This is a genomic window from Sphingobium sp. TomTYG75, assembly GCF_054771635.1.
Genome location: NZ_BSRE01000001.1, coordinates 1,543,272 through 1,558,745, shown reverse-complemented (window position 1 = coordinate 1,558,745; position 15,474 = coordinate 1,543,272). Strand labels below are relative to the sequence as shown.

Here is a 15,474-nt window from a genome sequence, read left to right as displayed (position 1 = left end):
CTGCCATCAATCGGCAAGGGTTCCCATTTCGACGGGCAAGCCCAGCGCGTCAAGCTGCGGCCGGACGAGTTTTGCATCGCCCACGACGACCCAGATCAGCCGCGCGGGATCAATCGCCTCGCGTGCGGCCTTGTCGAGGTCGGCGGCGGTCATGGCGCGGTAGAGGCCCGGCAGCGTTTCATAGAAATCGTCCGGGCGGCCGAGCAGCCGGTTGCGCATCATCGCCCCCATCAGGTCCGACGATGTTTCGAAGCTGCCGGGCAGCGACAGAATCTGGCTGTTGATGGTCTGGCTGCGTTCGCCCTCTGTCGTGCCTTTGGCGGTCAGGAAATCGGCAATGTCCTGGCGCGCGGCGGCGATGGAGGCGCCGGTCTTGTCGGTCTGGACGGGAGCATAGACCAGCAGGGGGATGGTTTCCTTGACGCCGGGCAACGCGGTGCCAGCGGAATAGGCCCAGCCTTTCGTTTCACGAAGGTCCATGATCAGGCGCGAGGTGGAGCTGCCGCCCAGCACTTCGTTGGCGGTCTGCAGCGTCAATGGGTTGTCGGTGCCCTGCTTGCCCGTCAACAGGCCCGCCAGGATCATCGATTGCGGGCTTTGCGGCTTGTCGACCAGGATGATCCGCGCCGGGCGCGCCATCCGGTCCATGCGGAACAGCTTCTTGCCCTTGGCCACGGCAGGCGCCCTCCAGTCGCCGAAGCGCTTTTCGAGCAGCGGCATGATTTCGGCCAGGCTGGCGTCGCCGGTCACGAAGATGGTGGCATTGTCAGGCCGCATCCATTTGTCATGAAAGGCGGCAAGATCAGCGCGGGTCGCCGCCTTGACGCCACTGGCCGTGCCCGATCCGGTGAAGGGGATGCCGTAGGGATGTGCGGCGCCATAGAGCAACGGCGGCAGCAGGCGCTGGGCGATCGGCATCGGCTCCGTTTTCTCAGCGGCGATGCGAGCCAGTAATTGGCCCCGGATGCGCTCCACCTCTGCCGGAGCGAAGGTGGGGTTGCGGATGACGTCGGCGAGCAGGCCGAGCGACGCATCGAGATTGGGCTTGAGCGCATAGAGGCCGACATTGGTGCTATCCATGCCGTTGCTCGCGCCGATCGACGCGCCCAGCCGTTCCTGTTCTTCCGCGATCTGCACCGAACTGCGCGTTTTCGTGCCTTCATCCAACAGGGCCGTAGTCAGCGCAGCCGTGCCCAGTTTTGCCTTGTCGTCGGCTGCGTTGCCCGCGTCGAAGGACACCGACACCCGCACCACCGGGACGGTCGCGCGCCGGGCGAAAACGACCGGAATGCCGTTCTTGAGCCGCGCTTCCTCGACAGCGGGGAAATCCAGATCCTTGACCGGCTCGATCGGCGGTTCGGCGACCCGTGTGGGTGGCGGAGGCGTGGCGGCTACCGGCGCGGGCTTTTTGGGATCGCGTAAATAGGCGGGGTGGTGCGTGGCATTGCCCGCGAGCGCATTATCCTCCGCCGTCCGTTCACCGGGCGCCACGGTCAGCCGGAATGCCGGACGCCCGAGCCATTTGCGGGCGGTGTCGCCCACCGACTGCGGCGTGGCGGCGGCGTAAAGGGCGAGGTCCTTCTTATATTTGCCCGGATCGTCGGAATAGACCGCGCCTTCCGCCAGGGTCACCGCCTTGCCGCTGAAGCCGCCGACCTTTTCCAGACCGCCGATCGTGCCCGACAGCTGCTGGGTCGCGGCGCGTTGAACTTCGTCGGCGGTGGGACCCTTGGCGAGATAGTCGGCCAGTAATTGGTCGAGCCGCCTGCCGACGGCGGCGGCATCCTGCCCCGGCTTCACGTCAACGGTGATTTCCGCGATCGACAGCTTTTCGAATGGCTGGATGCTGGCCTTAACGCCGACGGCCACTTTCTCGTCGCGCACCAATATATTGTCGAGGCGGGAGGATTTGAGCCCGCCGAACACCGACATCGCCAGATCGAGTTGGGGCAGGTCGGCCGAGTTGACGCCCGGCACGATCCAGTTGCGGTAGAGCCGCGTCGCCGCGACATTGTCGTGCATCAGCTTGTCGACTTGCCTGTCGAGCGTCGGCACGGTGGCGTCCACATCCTTGGGCGCGGGACCGGCCGAGATGTTGCCGAACCATTTTTCGGCCTTCGCCCGCGCAGTCGCCAAGTCGATATCGCCTGCCAGCACGAGCACGGCATTGTTCGGGCCATAATGGGTCTTGAACCAGTTTTGCACGTCGGCAAGGCTGGCTGCATTCAGGTCCGCCATCGATCCGATGGTCGAGTGGCGATAGGGATGGCCTTCGGGCAGCATGGCGGCGAGCTGGGCATATTCGACCAGACCATAGGGCTCATTCTCGCCCATCCGCTTTTCATTCTGCACGACGCTGCGCTGCGCATCGAGCTTGGTTTGCGTCACCGCGCCGAGCAGGTGACCCATGCGGTCGGATTCGAGGAACAATGCCCGGTCGAGCGCGCCGGTCGGCACCGTTTCGAAATAATTGGTGCGATCGAACCAGGTCGTGCCGTTCCAGTCGGTCGCGCCGATATCCTCCAGCCGTCCGAAGAAAGGCCCATCGGCATTTTCCGAACCATAGAACATCAGATGTTCGAACAGATGGGCAAAGCCGGTCTTGCCCGCAGGCTCGAAGCGCGAGCCGACATGATACCAGACCGACACCGCCACCACGGGAGCCTTGCGATCGGTATGGACGATGACGCGCAGGCCGTTTTTCAGCGTGAACTGCTCATAGGGAATATCGACGGCGGAAACGAGGCTGGAAAGCGGGGCTGGAGACGTCTGAGCCGCTGGGGCGGCAAGCGCGACAGGGGCAGGAAAGGCGATGATCGACAGGCTCAATGAAGACAGGCCAAGCGACAGAGCCAGGCGACGCGAGGTGGAGGAAAAAATCATGGGCGCCCTCATCGAAGCTGGAGATCATCGCCGGGGAGGCGGCAATGGCTGGCCGCAGCATAGCGGCGCATGGGGACGGCGCAATATGCATTGGATGGACGGCGCGTCGGGATCGGAGGCTTATCTCCCTCTAATATGGGCAGGTTTGCGCCGGGCGGTCGAGCAATGCTAAGGATAATTGCGTAGCGCCTCTTGTGTGGCTTTTATGCAACATTACATCGTGGCTAGTTTCACGAAGGGCTTCCTATGAACCTCGAAAAATTCACTGACCGCGCCAAGGGCTTCCTGCAATCGGCGCAAACCGTCGCGATCCGCATGAGCCATCAGCGGATCAGTCCGGAGCATCTGCTGAAGGCGCTGTTGGAAGACAATCAGGGCATGGCTTCCGGCCTGATCAAGGCGGCGGGCGGCGATCCCGCTGTCGCGCTGCGGGAAACGGATGCGGCGCTGGCCAAGGTGCCTGCGGTGTCGGGCAGCGGGGCGCAGCAAACGCCGGGCCTCGACAATGACGCGGTGCGGGTGCTGGACAGCGCCGAGCAGGTCGCGGCGAAGGCCGGGGACAGCTTTGTCACGGTTGAGCGGCTGCTGCTGGCGCTGACGCTCGCGACCACGAGCGCGGCGGGCAAGGCACTGGCGGCGGCGGGACTGAAGGCGGAGGCGCTGAATAGCGCGATCAACGATCTGCGTGGCGGGCGCACGGCCGACACGGCAGGCGCGGAGGATCGCTATGATGCGCTGAAGAAATTCGCCCGCGACCTCACCGAGGCGGCACGCGAGGGTAAGCTGGACCCGGTGATCGGGCGCGACGAGGAAATTCGACGGACGATCCAGATTCTGGCGCGGCGAACCAAGAACAACCCGGTGCTGATCGGCGATCCCGGCGTGGGCAAGACCGCGATTGCGGAGGGCCTCGCGCTGCGCATTGCCAATGGCGACGTGCCCGATACGCTGAAAGACCGCACGCTGATGGCGCTTGACATGGGATCGCTGATCGCGGGCGCGAAATATCGCGGGGAGTTCGAGGAGCGTCTGAAGGGCGTTCTGGACGAAGTGAAGGGCGCCGAAGGGCAGGTCGTCCTGTTCATCGACGAGATGCACACGCTGATCGGCGCGGGCAAGTCTGAGGGCGCGATGGACGCGGGCAATCTGTTGAAGCCAGCCCTCGCTCGCGGCGAGTTGCACTGCATCGGCGCGACGACGCTCGATGAATATCGCAAATATGTCGAGAAGGACCCCGCGCTCCAGCGGCGGTTCCAGCCGGTGTTCGTGGGCGAGCCGACCGTGGAGGACACCATCTCCATCCTGCGCGGCCTGAAGGAAAAATATGAGCTGCACCATGGCGTGCGGATCACCGATGGCGCGCTGGTGTCGGCGGCGACGCTGTCCAACCGCTACATCACCGACCGCTTCCTGCCCGACAAGGCCATCGACCTGATGGACGAAGCCGCCAGCCGTCTGCGCATGGAGGTGGAGAGCAAGCCCGAGGAGATCGAAAATCTCGATCGGCGGATCATCCAGCTGAAGATCGAGCGCGAGGCGTTGAAGAAGGAGACCGACAAGGCGTCAAAGGATCGCCTGGACGCGCTGGAGGAGGACCTCGCCAATCTTGAGGAGCAGTCGGCGGCGCTGACCCAGCGCTGGCAGGCGGAAAAGGACAAGATCGCGGGCGACAGCAAGCTGAAGGAACAGCTGGAGGCTGCCCGCGTCGAATTGGAGCAGGCGCAGCGGGCGGGCGACCTCGCCAAGGCGGGCGAGCTGGCCTATGGGCGCATTCCCGATCTGGAGCGCAAGATTGCGGAGGCAGAGGGCGCGACCGAAGGCGCGATGCTGCGCGAGGAAGTGACGCCGGAGGATATCGCCTCGGTCGTGTCGCGCTGGACGGGCATTCCTGTCGACAAGATGATGGAGGGCGAGCGTGAAAAGCTGCTCGCCATGGAGGAAATGCTGGGCAAGCGGGTGATCGGCCAGGCCGACGCGGTGAAGGCCGTATCGACCGCCGTGCGCCGCTCCCGCGCGGGCTTGCAGGACCCAAACCGGCCGCTTGGGTCTTTCCTGTTCCTCGGCCCCACGGGCGTGGGCAAGACCGAGCTGACCAAGGCGCTGGCCGGATTCCTGTTCGATGACGACAGCGCGATGGTGCGGATCGACATGAGCGAGTTCATGGAGAAGCATTCGGTCGCCCGGCTGATCGGCGCGCCTCCGGGCTATGTCGGCTATGAGGAAGGCGGCGTGCTGACCGAAGCGGTGCGGCGGCGGCCCTATCAGGTCGTGCTGTTCGATGAGGTCGAGAAGGCGCACAGCGACGTGTTCAACGTGCTGTTGCAGGTGCTGGACGATGGCCGCCTGACCGATGGGCAGGGCCGGACAGTGGACTTCACCAACACGATCATCGTGCTGACGTCGAACCTGGGCAGCCAGTTCATCGCTTCGCTGGCCGATGATGAGCCTGTCGAGAAGGTCGAGGATCAGGTGATGGACATCGTCCGGGGCCATTTCAGGCCGGAATTCCTGAACCGCCTTGATGAAGTGATCCTGTTCCACCGGCTGGGTGCGAGCCACATGGCGCCGATCGTGGACATTCAGGTCGCGCGCATCGGCAAGCTGCTGAAGGACCGCAAGGTGAAGCTGGACCTGACAGATGGTGCGCGGGCCTGGCTGGGACGGGTCGGTTATGACCCGGTCTATGGCGCAAGGCCGTTGAAGCGGGCGGTGCAGCGCTATTTGCAGGATCCGCTAGCGGATCTGATCCTGCGCGGCGAGGTGCCGGACGGCGCGACGGTGCGTGTGGACGAGGGGGATGGAGCCTTGCAGTTGCGGGTGGGGTAATGTTCATCACCCCTCCCCTGAAGGGAAGGGGCATATATCGAAAAAAGGGGCGCATCCTTTTGGACGCGCCCCCTTCCTTTTCCTGGCGTTACGACTTCAGATCAGAAGTTGGCCTTCACGCCCAGCCGGTAGGCGCGGCCGTAGATGCCGGTGCCACCCTGAACCGGGTTGTAGTTGTTGGCGCCATAGGTAACCGGATCGATCGGCGGCAGATCGTCAAAGACATTGAGCACGTTCAGATAGACCGTGAAATTGTCGTTGAGCTTGTAGCTGGTGGTGAGATCGACGGTGATATAGTCGGCGACGTTGCACTTGACGAAGCGGGGCGAGAGCAGACCGCAACCACCCGATGCGCCGGGGCCTTCCACATCTTCAGCCGAAAGGTTGTATCCGCCGAAAAATTCGGCGGTGGCGGACACCGTCAACTTGTTCCATTCCAGCGTGTTCGTCCAGCTGCCGTGCCATTCGGGTGTGCCCGAACCGGCCGTCAGGCTGTAATTGCCTATTGTGCCTTCATAGCTTTCGCGACTGCCGTCAGCGAAGGTCGTGTCGAGATTGATGATGTAGGTCGCCTCCAGCGAACTGGTGAAGCGGACATCGCCAAAATCGAACCGGCCCGAGGCGGCAAAATCCAGACCTTCCGAACGAATGGTTGTCGCATTGATGAGCGGCGCCTGGACATAGGCGACGCGCGGCAGCGCGGTGGGATTCTGCGGATCGGGCGAATCCTGGATGATATTGTAGCCCGCCGGAATGGCCTGACCGGTATAATAGGCCGCCAGGGCTGGCCCGAACGGAGCGGGGATGATGGCGCCGGTCTTCTTGATATTATAATAATCGACGCTCAACCGGATGTTGCGGGTCGGTTCGAAGATGACGCCTGCCGTCCAGCTGGTCGATTTTTCGGGCTTAAGATCGGGGCTCGCCAACTGAGTCTGACCATAGCTGCTGGAGCTGAGATAGGTCGGGCAACTGGTGAAGGTGTCCCGGGTACAGCCAAATTGCGCCAAATAGGATTCAGGGAAGGTCGACGCCGTGTTGTTGACGAAGCCCGTCGTCGGAAGCGCGTTCGCTTCAGCAAAGCTGGGTATGCGGAACCCCTTCGACCAGGTGCCGCGCAGCGTCAGCGCATCGATCGGCTTGTAGCGGAAGCCCAGCTTGGGAGAGAACGCATCCTGACCGCTATTATAATTGTCGTAACGTCCCGAGCCATTGATTTCGAAGCCCTCGAATGCGGGCACACTCAGTTCAACGAAGCCGGATCTAACAACGCGCTCGCCCTTCGTGCCGAAGGCGTTCAGGACGAAATAGCGCTCGGTAGGCCCGGCAAAGTCATCATTGGCGCTGGGAGCATTGATCGCCTCAAGCCTGATCTGGCCGCCAAAACCAAGTTGCACCGGACCCGCAGGCAGTTCGAACAGCGTGCCGTTGAAGCTCACCTGCGCCGCATAAAGCTCTGATGTCGACTTGGTGATGTTATCCGGCGACAGATAATCCAGTACCGACTGGCTGTTCGACAGGGGGTCGACGAAATTATAGCTGCCATCGGCAACGACGTTCAGTAGCCGCTGAATGTAGACATAGCCCTTCGACGTGCGGGTGAGGTCGGTGCGCATGCCGACGATGTCCGCCGCGAAGTTCCAATTGTCGGTGATCGGACCCGAAATGGAGAAGGCGCCGCGATAGGTGCGGCTCAGCGTCTCATTATATTCCTGTAGATTGGGAATGCGGCCAAGGATGCGCGCCAGTTGGCCCTGTGCCGCGAAAGGGTTGTTCGGATTGAGCGTGCCGTTGCTGGCATCGCAGGTAGCCTGCGGGACACCATTGACCAGCGGGCAGACATAGACCGGCAGCGCCAGGGCGAAAGAGCCCGGAGCGTTGGGTAGGCCGTTATTATAGGTACTGAACCGGGGAAACGCGATGCCTGCCGGGCCATTGGCACGGATAGTCGCCGGTTCACCGCTATAACTTACCTTGCTTTGCAAATAATTGGCAGTGAAGGACGCTTCGATATCGTCGGTGACCGCGACAGTCGCCTTCAGCGCGCCGCCGAAACGTTCGATACGGGGCGAGATAACGCCATATTGGCGCACCAGATCGCCTTGGCACACAGTGTTGGGGGCGAAGGCGTTCTGGTCGGTATCGGCAAGCTCGGCCGGAGTGAGCGTATAGGGCGTTTCGCCTGCGATACAACCTGCTGCCGGGTTGAGAAACTGGTAGCGCCCGAGCGGATCATCGAGCGCGCTAAGAGAATCGGTGGGAGCAACGAAGAAGGTGGTCGCGAAGGAGCGGCGATCGCTTGAGGAGGTCGCATCGGCCCAGCCAACATAGCCAGTGCTCGACGGATTGATCGAGCCGCCATTGGGACCAACCTGAGGCCCGCAGACCCCGTCGCGGCAGATGCCCGACTGATCCTGCGAGTTATACGGGTAAGGCCGATCGCGGTTGTAGAGGGCGTTCTGGCGATACCAGAAGCCGCTGGCGTAGATGTTGTAGCCGTCGCGGCCGAGGTCGCCGGTGCCTGCGGTAAGGCTGATACGATAGTTTTCGCCATCGCCGCGCTCGGTGAGGCCGCCTTCAATGCGCCCTCCAATGCCCTTGAACTGCTTTTTCGTGATGACGTTGATGACGCCCGCGATGGCGTCCGCACCGTAGGTCGATGAGGCGCCGTCGCGCAGCACTTCGACACGATCGACGATGTCGTCCGGAATGGTGTTCAGATCGACGAAGTTGCGCGTCGCGTCATCCGCCAGCGGATAATAAGCGGCGCGCTGGCCATCGAAAAGGACCAGCGTGGAACTGGTGGTGAGGCCGCGCAGCGATACGGCCGATGCACCCGCCGCGAAGGCTCCGTTCGCCGAAAAGCTGTTGGTGAGCGCAGCGCCATTGTTGGACGATATGCGCTGAAGTGCTTCCTGCGTGGTCTGGATGCCGCGCTGTTCAAGCGACTCGGACGTCAGGACTGAGATCGGCGAAGGCGTGTTGTTCACGTCCTGCCGCAGGATGGAGCCGGTGACCACGATGGTCGCTTGAGGTTCTTCGGCCACGGTGCCAGCCGGAGTGTCCTGCGCAAAGGCAGGAGCGGCGAGCGCCGCGAAACCGGCGCCCGCGCATGCGAGCGCCTGCAGCGCTGCGCTATTGCGCAGCCACGCATTGTTCGAGATTTTCTTCACAGTCCAGTCCCTTGCTCTGGAGCGGCGCAAGCGAACCTGCGCCTAGTTACCGACGCATGGAGAGGGGCCTAGGAGCCCGACAGCAAACCCCTCTTCATCCGTGCTGTGCGATAGTCTGCGCAGTCGTTTTATGCGTGTAAAGCAATGCTAGGGAGCGGAGCGCACTTTGCTGTTTCACTGTCGTAAATTTGCCACATGCGCGATAAGCGCGGTTTTACGTTCGTTTAACAACTTTATTTGGCGTCATTTATGGCAGGTGGAACTTTGATGCTCTGCCCTTGCCGCAGGTTACACTAAGTTGCGCAAATGCATCTCAGTTCAGTTTGCTGGCATTGGTCCGGTGAGCAGAAGCGGGTCGATCCGCGCTTCATTCCAGCGCAAACCCCAGTGAAGATGCGGACCTGTCGCGCGGCCGGTCGCACCAACCGCGCCGATGCGCTGACCTTGGCGGACGGCTTGGCCAAGCTGCACGTCGATGCGCGACAGATGGAGGAAAGCGCTGTTGAGGCCGTGGCCGTGGTCGATGATCAGCAGATTGCCCTCCAGCGAGAAGGGATGATCGGCCGCCAGCGTCACCACGCCGTCAGCAGGCGCCAGAACGGGATCGCCGGTCGCCCCGGCGATATCGATGCCGCCATGATAGGCGCCGGGTACGCTCTGATAGACGCGCTGCGATCCGAATAGGCCGGAGATGCGCCCGACGCGCGGCCAGAGGAAGCGCTGGCGCCAGCCTTCAGCGCCGGTTTCCTGCGCGCGGGCGGCGGCGATCTGCGCCAGTTCCGGGCGGCGCAGCGCGAGGAAGGCTTCATTGTCACGCACAGGGCGGAGCGGCGTATTGACGCGCTCTATCCGCCAGGCGCGTGGGGCGATGCTGATCGTCTGGCTGATTGTGCGACCGTCGGAGAGGCGGGCGGTGAGCTGCGCCTGCGGCCCGGCGTCGCGGTCGAAAGCGATGAGGAAGCGGCCATCGGGATCGACGCGGACGAGTTGATTGTCGAGGCGCAATTCCGTCGTCGCGGGCGGCGTGGTGCCGGTGAGCGTGCCGCCCTGTTGCGCGGTGCCTTGAAGGGTGATGCTGGCGGCGGCGACGGGAGCCGGATTGCTCGCCGCGCCCACACTGCCGGTCATCAGCAGAAGCGCGGCTGCCCAGCGTTTCATCGCAGGCCGCGCGCCTTCAGCTCCGCCTGGGCCGAGGCTTCGGCGCTGGCATAGGGTTCCTGCCGGGCGATGCTCCAATAGCGCAGGTCGTCGAGCGGAATCTGCTGGCCGGTGACGGCGCAAACGACATGGTCGCCCGCCTGAAGCACGCGGAAGCTGTAGGCCATATAGTGGAGGCGAGCCGGACGATCGCGGTTGGACATCAGCATGGGATCAGGCGGCCTTTTTCACATTCATGCACATCAGGAGAACAGATCCTGCTGGCGGATTTCGCCGCCTTCCTGCGATTTGCGGGAAGGGCGGGATGAAGGGGATATAGCTTGCGGCGGCGCCTTCTCAAGGTCTGGCGATGGTGGGCCGCCTTCCACCGTCGCCGCGACCGCGCCATCGTCGAAATGAAGCGAGACCGTGCCTGCCGCACGGGCTTCATCGACCGTCCTGACGAGGCGGTCCCCCGCCATGACGCGGGCGAAGCCGCGCTTGAGTGGCAGGTCGGGATTGACCGAGACGAACAGGCGCGACAGGCGGTCGAAGGCGGTGGCGCGGTCGTGAAAAACGCGGGTCAGATAATCGGGGCGCAGGCGCTGACGGTCGAGCCGTTCCTTCGCCCGGCTCAAATGCTGGTGCAGGAGCGCGGGACGGAGCGCGCCGCCGGCTTGCCCCAGATGCGCGCGGGCGTCGGCGACGCGGTGGCGCAGACCATTGCCAAGATCGCCGGACAGCTGGTCGAGCCGCTGGCGCTGGGGTGCGAGCAGCATGTCGGGAGTGGGCATGAGCCGGGCCTGCACCTCCAGCCGCTCACGCGCCTGCGCGGCACCGCGACACACCGCGCGGTTCATGCGCAGGCCCTGTTCGGTCAGCATCGCCATGAGATCGGCGCGCACCGGCACCGCCATTTCGGCAGCGGCGGTCGGCGTGGGCGCGCGCATGTCGGCGGCATAGTCGCAGAGTGTGGTGTCGGTCTCATGGCCGACAGCGGAGATGATCGGGATCGAACATTCCGCCACGGCCCGGACGACGATTTCCTCGTTGAAGCTCCAAAGATCCTCAACCGATCCACCGCCGCGCGCGACGATGACGAGGTCGGGACGAGGCAGCGGGCCGCCAAGCTGCATGGCCGAAAAGCCGCGCACGGCGCGGGCGACTTGCTCTGCCGCCCCCTGCCCTTGCACCAGCACCGGCCAGAGCAGGACATTGGTGGGACAGCGGTCCTCGAGCCGGTGGAGAATGTCCCGAATGACTGCGCCGGTGGGCGACGTCACGACGCCGATGGTGCGCGGCATGAAGGGGAGCGGGCGTTTGGCGGAGCGGTCGAACAGTCCCTCGGCCGCAAGCTTTGCTTTAAGCTTTTCGAGCAGCGCCATCAGCGCGCCCTCGCCCGCCAGCTCCATCCGCTCGATCACGATCTGATATTTGGAGCGGCCGGGATAGGTGGTGAGCTTCCCGGTGGCGATCACCTCCACCCCGTCCTGCGGCGCGAAGGGCAGGCGCTGCGCCCCGCCCTTCCACATCACCCCGTCGATGACGGCATTGTCATCCTTCAGGCACAGATAGAGGTGGCCCGACGCAGCGCGCTTGAAGCCGGAAATCTCGCCGCGCAAGCGGACATGGCCGAAGCGATCCTCGACCGTGCGCTTCAATATGGCCGACAATTCGCTCACCGAAAGCGGCGGCGCGTTGTCCCCCGCCCGTTCCTCGGCTAACAGGCGGCCCGATGCATCCAAACCAGCTTCATATTCCGGGGACATGGGCGAAATGAACATCCTTTTGTTGGGCAGCGGCGGCCGCGAACATGCTTTGGCCTGGAAGCTGGCGCAATCGCCCAGCCTCACGACCCTTTATGCAGCGCCCGGCAACCCCGGCATAGCCCAGCATGCGACGTTGGTCGACCTGGATGCCACGGATCATCGCGCGGTGGTCGATTTCTGCTTGCGCCATGCGATCGGGCTGGTGGTGATCGGGCCGGAAGCGCCGCTGGTCGATGGGCTGGCCGACAATCTGCGGGTCAAGGGCTATCCGGTGTTCGGGCCGGGCAAGAAGGCAGCCCAGCTGGAAGGGTCCAAGGGATTTACCAAGGATCTGTGCAAGCGCGCGCACATTCCGACCGCCGCCTATGAGCGCACCCACAGCAAGGATGGTGCGATCGCGGCGCTTGGCGATTTCGGCCTGCCGGTGGTGATCAAGGCCGATGGCCTCGCGGCGGGCAAGGGCGTGATTATTGCGGAGACGCGCGATCAGGCCGTCGAAGCGATCGAGGACATGTTCTCCGGCGCATTTGGCGCGGCGGGCGCGGAAGTAGTCTTGGAAGAGTTTATGACGGGCGAGGAGGCGAGCTTCTTCGCTCTGACCGACGGCAGCGCCATCCTGCCCTTCGGCTCTGCGCAGGACCATAAGCGGGTGGGTGACGGCGATACCGGCCCCAATACCGGCGGGATGGGCGCTTATAGCCCGGCGCGGGTGCTGACGCCCGAGCTGGAAGCTGAAGTGATCGAGAAGATCATCCGGCCGACCGTTGAAACGTTGGCCGCCGAGGGGACGCCTTATTCGGGCGTGCTTTATGCGGGACTGATGCTGACCGATGAGGGGCCGAAGCTGATCGAATATAACGCGCGTTTCGGCGATCCGGAATGCCAGGTTCTGATGATGCGCTTCGACGGCGATCTGGTCGAACTGCTGCTGGCGGTGGCGCAGGAACGGCTGGCGGAGCAGGGGCCGGTAAAGCTGGCCGACCGCACCGCATTGACGGTAGTGATGGCGGCGAACGGCTATCCGGGCACGCCGGAAAAGGGCGGCGCGATCGGCGGCATAGACGCGGCCGAAGAGGGCGGCGCACGGGTGTTCCATGCAGGAACAGCGGACAAGGATGGGGTGCTGGTCGCCAATGGCGGGCGGGTGCTGAACGTCACGGCCAGCGGCAGCAGCGTGGGTGAGGCGCAGGCGGCGGCCTATCGCGCGGTGGACGCTATTGAATTTCCGACCGGATTTTGCCGCCGCGATATCGGCTGGCGCGAAGTGGAGCGCGAGGGGCGCTGAAGGCATCCAACGCAGGCTCTTGCCGATCGTGCGCCAGCGCCCTTAGATAAGAGCCTGAAAAAAACGGGAGGGAGCGTGATGCAGGAATTTTTCATGGACTATGGCCTGTGGTTGTTGATCGGGCTTCTGGTCCTGATCGGCGTCGTGTTCCTGCTGTCGGGGCGCAAGACGCCCATCGACAACGCCCCGGCCGAGCGTGCCCCCGTGGTGGAACGGCAAGAGCCGCCGGTAGCACCCGCCGCAGAGCCGGTGACCGTTGCACCCACGACGATCGCGGCTGAGCCTCAGCCTGTAGTCGCGCCGGTGTCGCCGCCGATTTCCGCTGCCCCGGCGGCGGCGGCCACATCGGACGCGCATGACAATCTGCTGAGGATGAAGGGGGTCGGCCCCAAGCTCAATCAACTGCTGATCGAACTGGGCGTGACCCGCTATGCGCAAATCGCCAATTGGAGCGAAGCCGACATTGCGGCGATCGATACCAAGCTCGGTACTTTCAAGGGTCGGCCGGTGCGCGACCAATGGGTTGATCAGGCGAAATATCTGGCGGCTGGCGATACTACCGGGTTCGAAGCGAAATACGGCAGGCTTTAGGGCGTAGCGAGTGCGGGTGTGGGAGCAGCCTGTTGGGTGCGCTGCTTCACTGGGCTCGCTCCCAAGAGCAGCGCAGCAAGCCCGTTATACGCGGTAAAGCGGCTGCCGATAGCCAGCAGCAAAATGGAAAGCGCCAGCGTTGCGGAGGGACCGATCCCGGTAAGGATCATCGATCCCATCAGCAGCGGGTGCCAAAGGTAGAAAAACAGGCTGTTGCGGCCAATCGCGTTTAAAGGAAGCACTTCAAGCCTGACTGCCGTCGTGAGCGGCAGCAGCGCGATGAGACCGAGGCACATCAGCAGGCGTGCGGGAACATAAGCCAGTTCCCAACCGCTGCGATAAAGCCCCGACCACCAGGCTAGGCCCAGACCGCAGAGAAGCAGGGTGGGAGCCAGGAAACGGCGCGGCAAAGCAGTCTGCGCAAGCGTCATCCCAAAGAAGAAATAGACTGAGTAGCGCAGAAAGCGGCTATCGGGCGCGAAGAGACCGTCGAAGATCGGACCATGACCCAGCCCGAACGCATACATGACGGCCAGACTGCAAGGCGCGCTGAGGGCGAGCAGTATCAGTGGCGAGAAGGGCAACATCCAGGTCATAAGGATGAGAAAGAAAAGGACCGGAACGTACCAGAGATGGAAAGGCGGTCGGAGCAGCACGTCAAAAAGCGTGGTCCATGACATGAGCCATTGGCTGGAAATCAGATAGATAATGGTCGCGACCAACCATGGCAGCAGCATGCGCCGTCCATAACGGGATAGCAGTTCGGTAAAACTACCGCCGCGAATGCGGGTGACGTTGAGGAGGTAGCCGGAAATGCCAAGCATCAACGGCATACGAAAGCCCGATCCTACCCACAGAATAAGACCATGAGCGCCGACCAGTTCCATGGCGTGACCAGCCATGACGAGCAGCATAAGCACGCCCTTGGCCAGGTCGATCGATGGATTCTTCGTCACGACATTTCCCGCACGCCCCAGTCGGAACGATGCCGTCACAAGCCTTGCCGCTTAGTTAACACAGATTATTTTCCTGCTTTCCAGGCACGAAAAATACTCTACCTATAACTTTCGATGGGGATGGGCGCTCTTGAGCGGCTGGAAAAGTCGCGGGCTGCAAAGGCGGTGATGGCGGTGGCTGTCTTCTGCCTGATCTTCGGCGGCTGGGCTGCTTTTCAGCATTATCGCGAGGCGCGCGCCGGTCTGCCCGACGTGCCCCCCCGGGCGGAACGCTGCGCGCTCTGGTTCATCGGCAGTTCCTCAATCCATCGTTGGACCAGCCTGGAACGGGACATGGCGCCGTGGGTCACCTATAATCGCGGCATTGACGATACGGGCTTTGGCGAAATCGTACCGCGCTTCGCCAATGTGCGGGGCGAGGCAAGGCCCGTCGCTATCATCCTCTACGCTGGCGAAAATGACATTGCGCGCGACGTACCGGTGCGGACGGTGGTGCGCAACCTGGCCAGTTTTCTGGAACTGCGCCGCCAGATAATGGGCGATGTGCCAGTGCTGGTGCTGTCGATGAAGCCGAGCCCCGGCCGCTGGACTCACTTCCCGGCGCAGCAACTGTATAATGCAGCGGCCCAGCGGCTCCTGCCCCGGATGCGGCAGGCCTATTATGTCGATATTACCTCGCCGCTGCTGACCAATGGCAGGACGGGCGATAATTACCGGCCCGATGGCATCCATATGAACCCGGCGGGCTATCATATCTGGGCACGGGTGGTGCGCCAACGGCTGCGTGAAGCGTTGCCTGCGGGAGTGGTGAAACGCTGCGATCCGGGAACGCCGTTTTAAACCGGTTCTCCCTG

11 protein-coding genes are annotated in these 15,474 nt (G+C 63.3%); 5 read left to right on the top strand and 6 right to left on the bottom strand.

The genetic code is table 11. The features are described 5' to 3' along the window. Positions 1-6: 6 nt before the first annotated feature. Positions 7-2,883: a M16 family metallopeptidase gene (locus ACYU81_RS07855; protein ID WP_460987116.1), complete on the bottom strand. Its 2,877-nt coding sequence runs from the start codon at positions 2,881-2,883 to the stop codon at positions 7-9. Here ACYU81_RS07855 and ACYU81_RS07850 point away from each other — a divergent pair. Together ACYU81_RS07850 and clpB are read left to right on the top strand one after the other, a co-directional pair. Next, positions 2,882-3,055 carry a hypothetical protein gene (locus ACYU81_RS07850; RefSeq protein WP_460987115.1) on the top strand — a complete coding sequence of 58 codons (174 nt, stop codon included), beginning with the start codon at positions 2,882-2,884 and terminating at the stop codon, positions 3,053-3,055. The two genes, ACYU81_RS07855 and ACYU81_RS07850, sit on opposite strands and share 2 nt — an antisense overlap. Positions 3,056-3,129: 74 nt before the next feature. Next, positions 3,130-5,709: an ATP-dependent chaperone ClpB gene (gene clpB / locus ACYU81_RS07845; protein WP_460987114.1), complete on the top strand. Its 2,580-nt coding sequence runs from the start codon at positions 3,130-3,132 to the stop codon at positions 5,707-5,709. 101 nt (positions 5,710-5,810) lie between these two features. Here clpB and ACYU81_RS07840 read toward each other — a convergent pair whose 3' ends face one another. From ACYU81_RS07840 to xseA, 4 genes are all read right to left on the bottom strand, one after another. Further along, the gene (locus ACYU81_RS07840; RefSeq protein ID WP_460987113.1) at positions 5,811-8,882 is read right to left on the bottom strand and encodes a TonB-dependent receptor plug domain-containing protein; all 3,072 of its coding nucleotides are present in this window, start codon (positions 8,880-8,882) and stop codon (positions 5,811-5,813) included. Between the two features lie 318 nt (positions 8,883-9,200). Further along, the gene (locus ACYU81_RS07835) at positions 9,201-10,040 is read right to left on the bottom strand and encodes a M23 family metallopeptidase (RefSeq protein WP_460987112.1); all 840 of its coding nucleotides are present in this window, start codon (positions 10,038-10,040) and stop codon (positions 9,201-9,203) included. Next, complete coding sequence (locus tag ACYU81_RS07830) at positions 10,037-10,249, bottom strand: DUF2093 domain-containing protein (protein ID WP_449470660.1); 213 nt, start codon at positions 10,247-10,249, stop codon at positions 10,037-10,039. The genes ACYU81_RS07835 and ACYU81_RS07830 overlap by 4 nt, the downstream gene beginning before the upstream one ends. Positions 10,250-10,282: 33 nt before the next feature. After that, positions 10,283-11,788: an exodeoxyribonuclease VII large subunit gene (xseA, locus tag ACYU81_RS07825; RefSeq protein WP_460987111.1), complete on the bottom strand. Its 1,506-nt coding sequence runs from the start codon at positions 11,786-11,788 to the stop codon at positions 10,283-10,285. 7 nt (positions 11,789-11,795) lie between these two features. On the opposite strand from xseA, the gene purD reads away from it, so the two are divergent. Beyond that, positions 11,796-13,073: a phosphoribosylamine--glycine ligase gene (gene purD / locus ACYU81_RS07820; RefSeq protein WP_460987110.1), complete on the top strand. Its 1,278-nt coding sequence runs from the start codon at positions 11,796-11,798 to the stop codon at positions 13,071-13,073. Positions 13,074-13,151: 78 nt separating this feature from the next. After that, the gene (locus ACYU81_RS07815) at positions 13,152-13,664 is read left to right on the top strand and encodes a hypothetical protein (protein WP_460987109.1); all 513 of its coding nucleotides are present in this window, start codon (positions 13,152-13,154) and stop codon (positions 13,662-13,664) included. Here the strand turns inward: ACYU81_RS07815 and ACYU81_RS07810 are convergent. Beyond that, entirely contained in the window at positions 13,661-14,620 is a 960-nt protein-coding gene (locus tag ACYU81_RS07810; RefSeq protein ID WP_460987108.1) for an acyltransferase family protein, read from the bottom strand. The genes ACYU81_RS07815 and ACYU81_RS07810 overlap by 4 nt on opposite strands. A gap of 114 nt (positions 14,621-14,734) precedes the next feature. On the opposite strand from ACYU81_RS07810, the gene ACYU81_RS07805 reads away from it, so the two are divergent. Continuing rightward, entirely contained in the window at positions 14,735-15,460 is a 726-nt protein-coding gene (locus tag ACYU81_RS07805; RefSeq protein WP_460987107.1) for a GDSL-type esterase/lipase family protein, read from the top strand. Positions 15,461-15,474: the final 14 nt, after the last annotated feature.

Bases quoted from the DNA above. Each gene is read 5' to 3' on its own strand.
- ACYU81_RS07805 (WP_460987107.1), top strand. From the start codon at position 14,735: ATGGGGATGGGCGCTCTTGAGCGGCTGGAAAAGTCGCGGGCTGCAAAG.
- xseA (WP_460987111.1), bottom strand. From the start codon at position 11,788: ATGTCCCCGGAATATGAAGCTGGTTTGGATGCATCGGGCCGCCTGTTA.
- ACYU81_RS07815 (WP_460987109.1), top strand. From the start codon at position 13,152: ATGCAGGAATTTTTCATGGACTATGGCCTGTGGTTGTTGATCGGGCTT.
- clpB (WP_460987114.1), top strand. From the start codon at position 3,130: ATGAACCTCGAAAAATTCACTGACCGCGCCAAGGGCTTCCTGCAATCG.
- ACYU81_RS07835 (WP_460987112.1), bottom strand. From the start codon at position 10,040: ATGAAACGCTGGGCAGCCGCGCTTCTGCTGATGACCGGCAGTGTGGGC.
- purD (WP_460987110.1), top strand. From the start codon at position 11,796: ATGAACATCCTTTTGTTGGGCAGCGGCGGCCGCGAACATGCTTTGGCC.
- ACYU81_RS07850 (WP_460987115.1), top strand. From the start codon at position 2,882: ATGGGCGCCCTCATCGAAGCTGGAGATCATCGCCGGGGAGGCGGCAAT.
- ACYU81_RS07855 (WP_460987116.1), bottom strand. From the start codon at position 2,883: ATGATTTTTTCCTCCACCTCGCGTCGCCTGGCTCTGTCGCTTGGCCTG.
- ACYU81_RS07830 (WP_449470660.1), bottom strand. From the start codon at position 10,249: ATGCTGATGTCCAACCGCGATCGTCCGGCTCGCCTCCACTATATGGCC.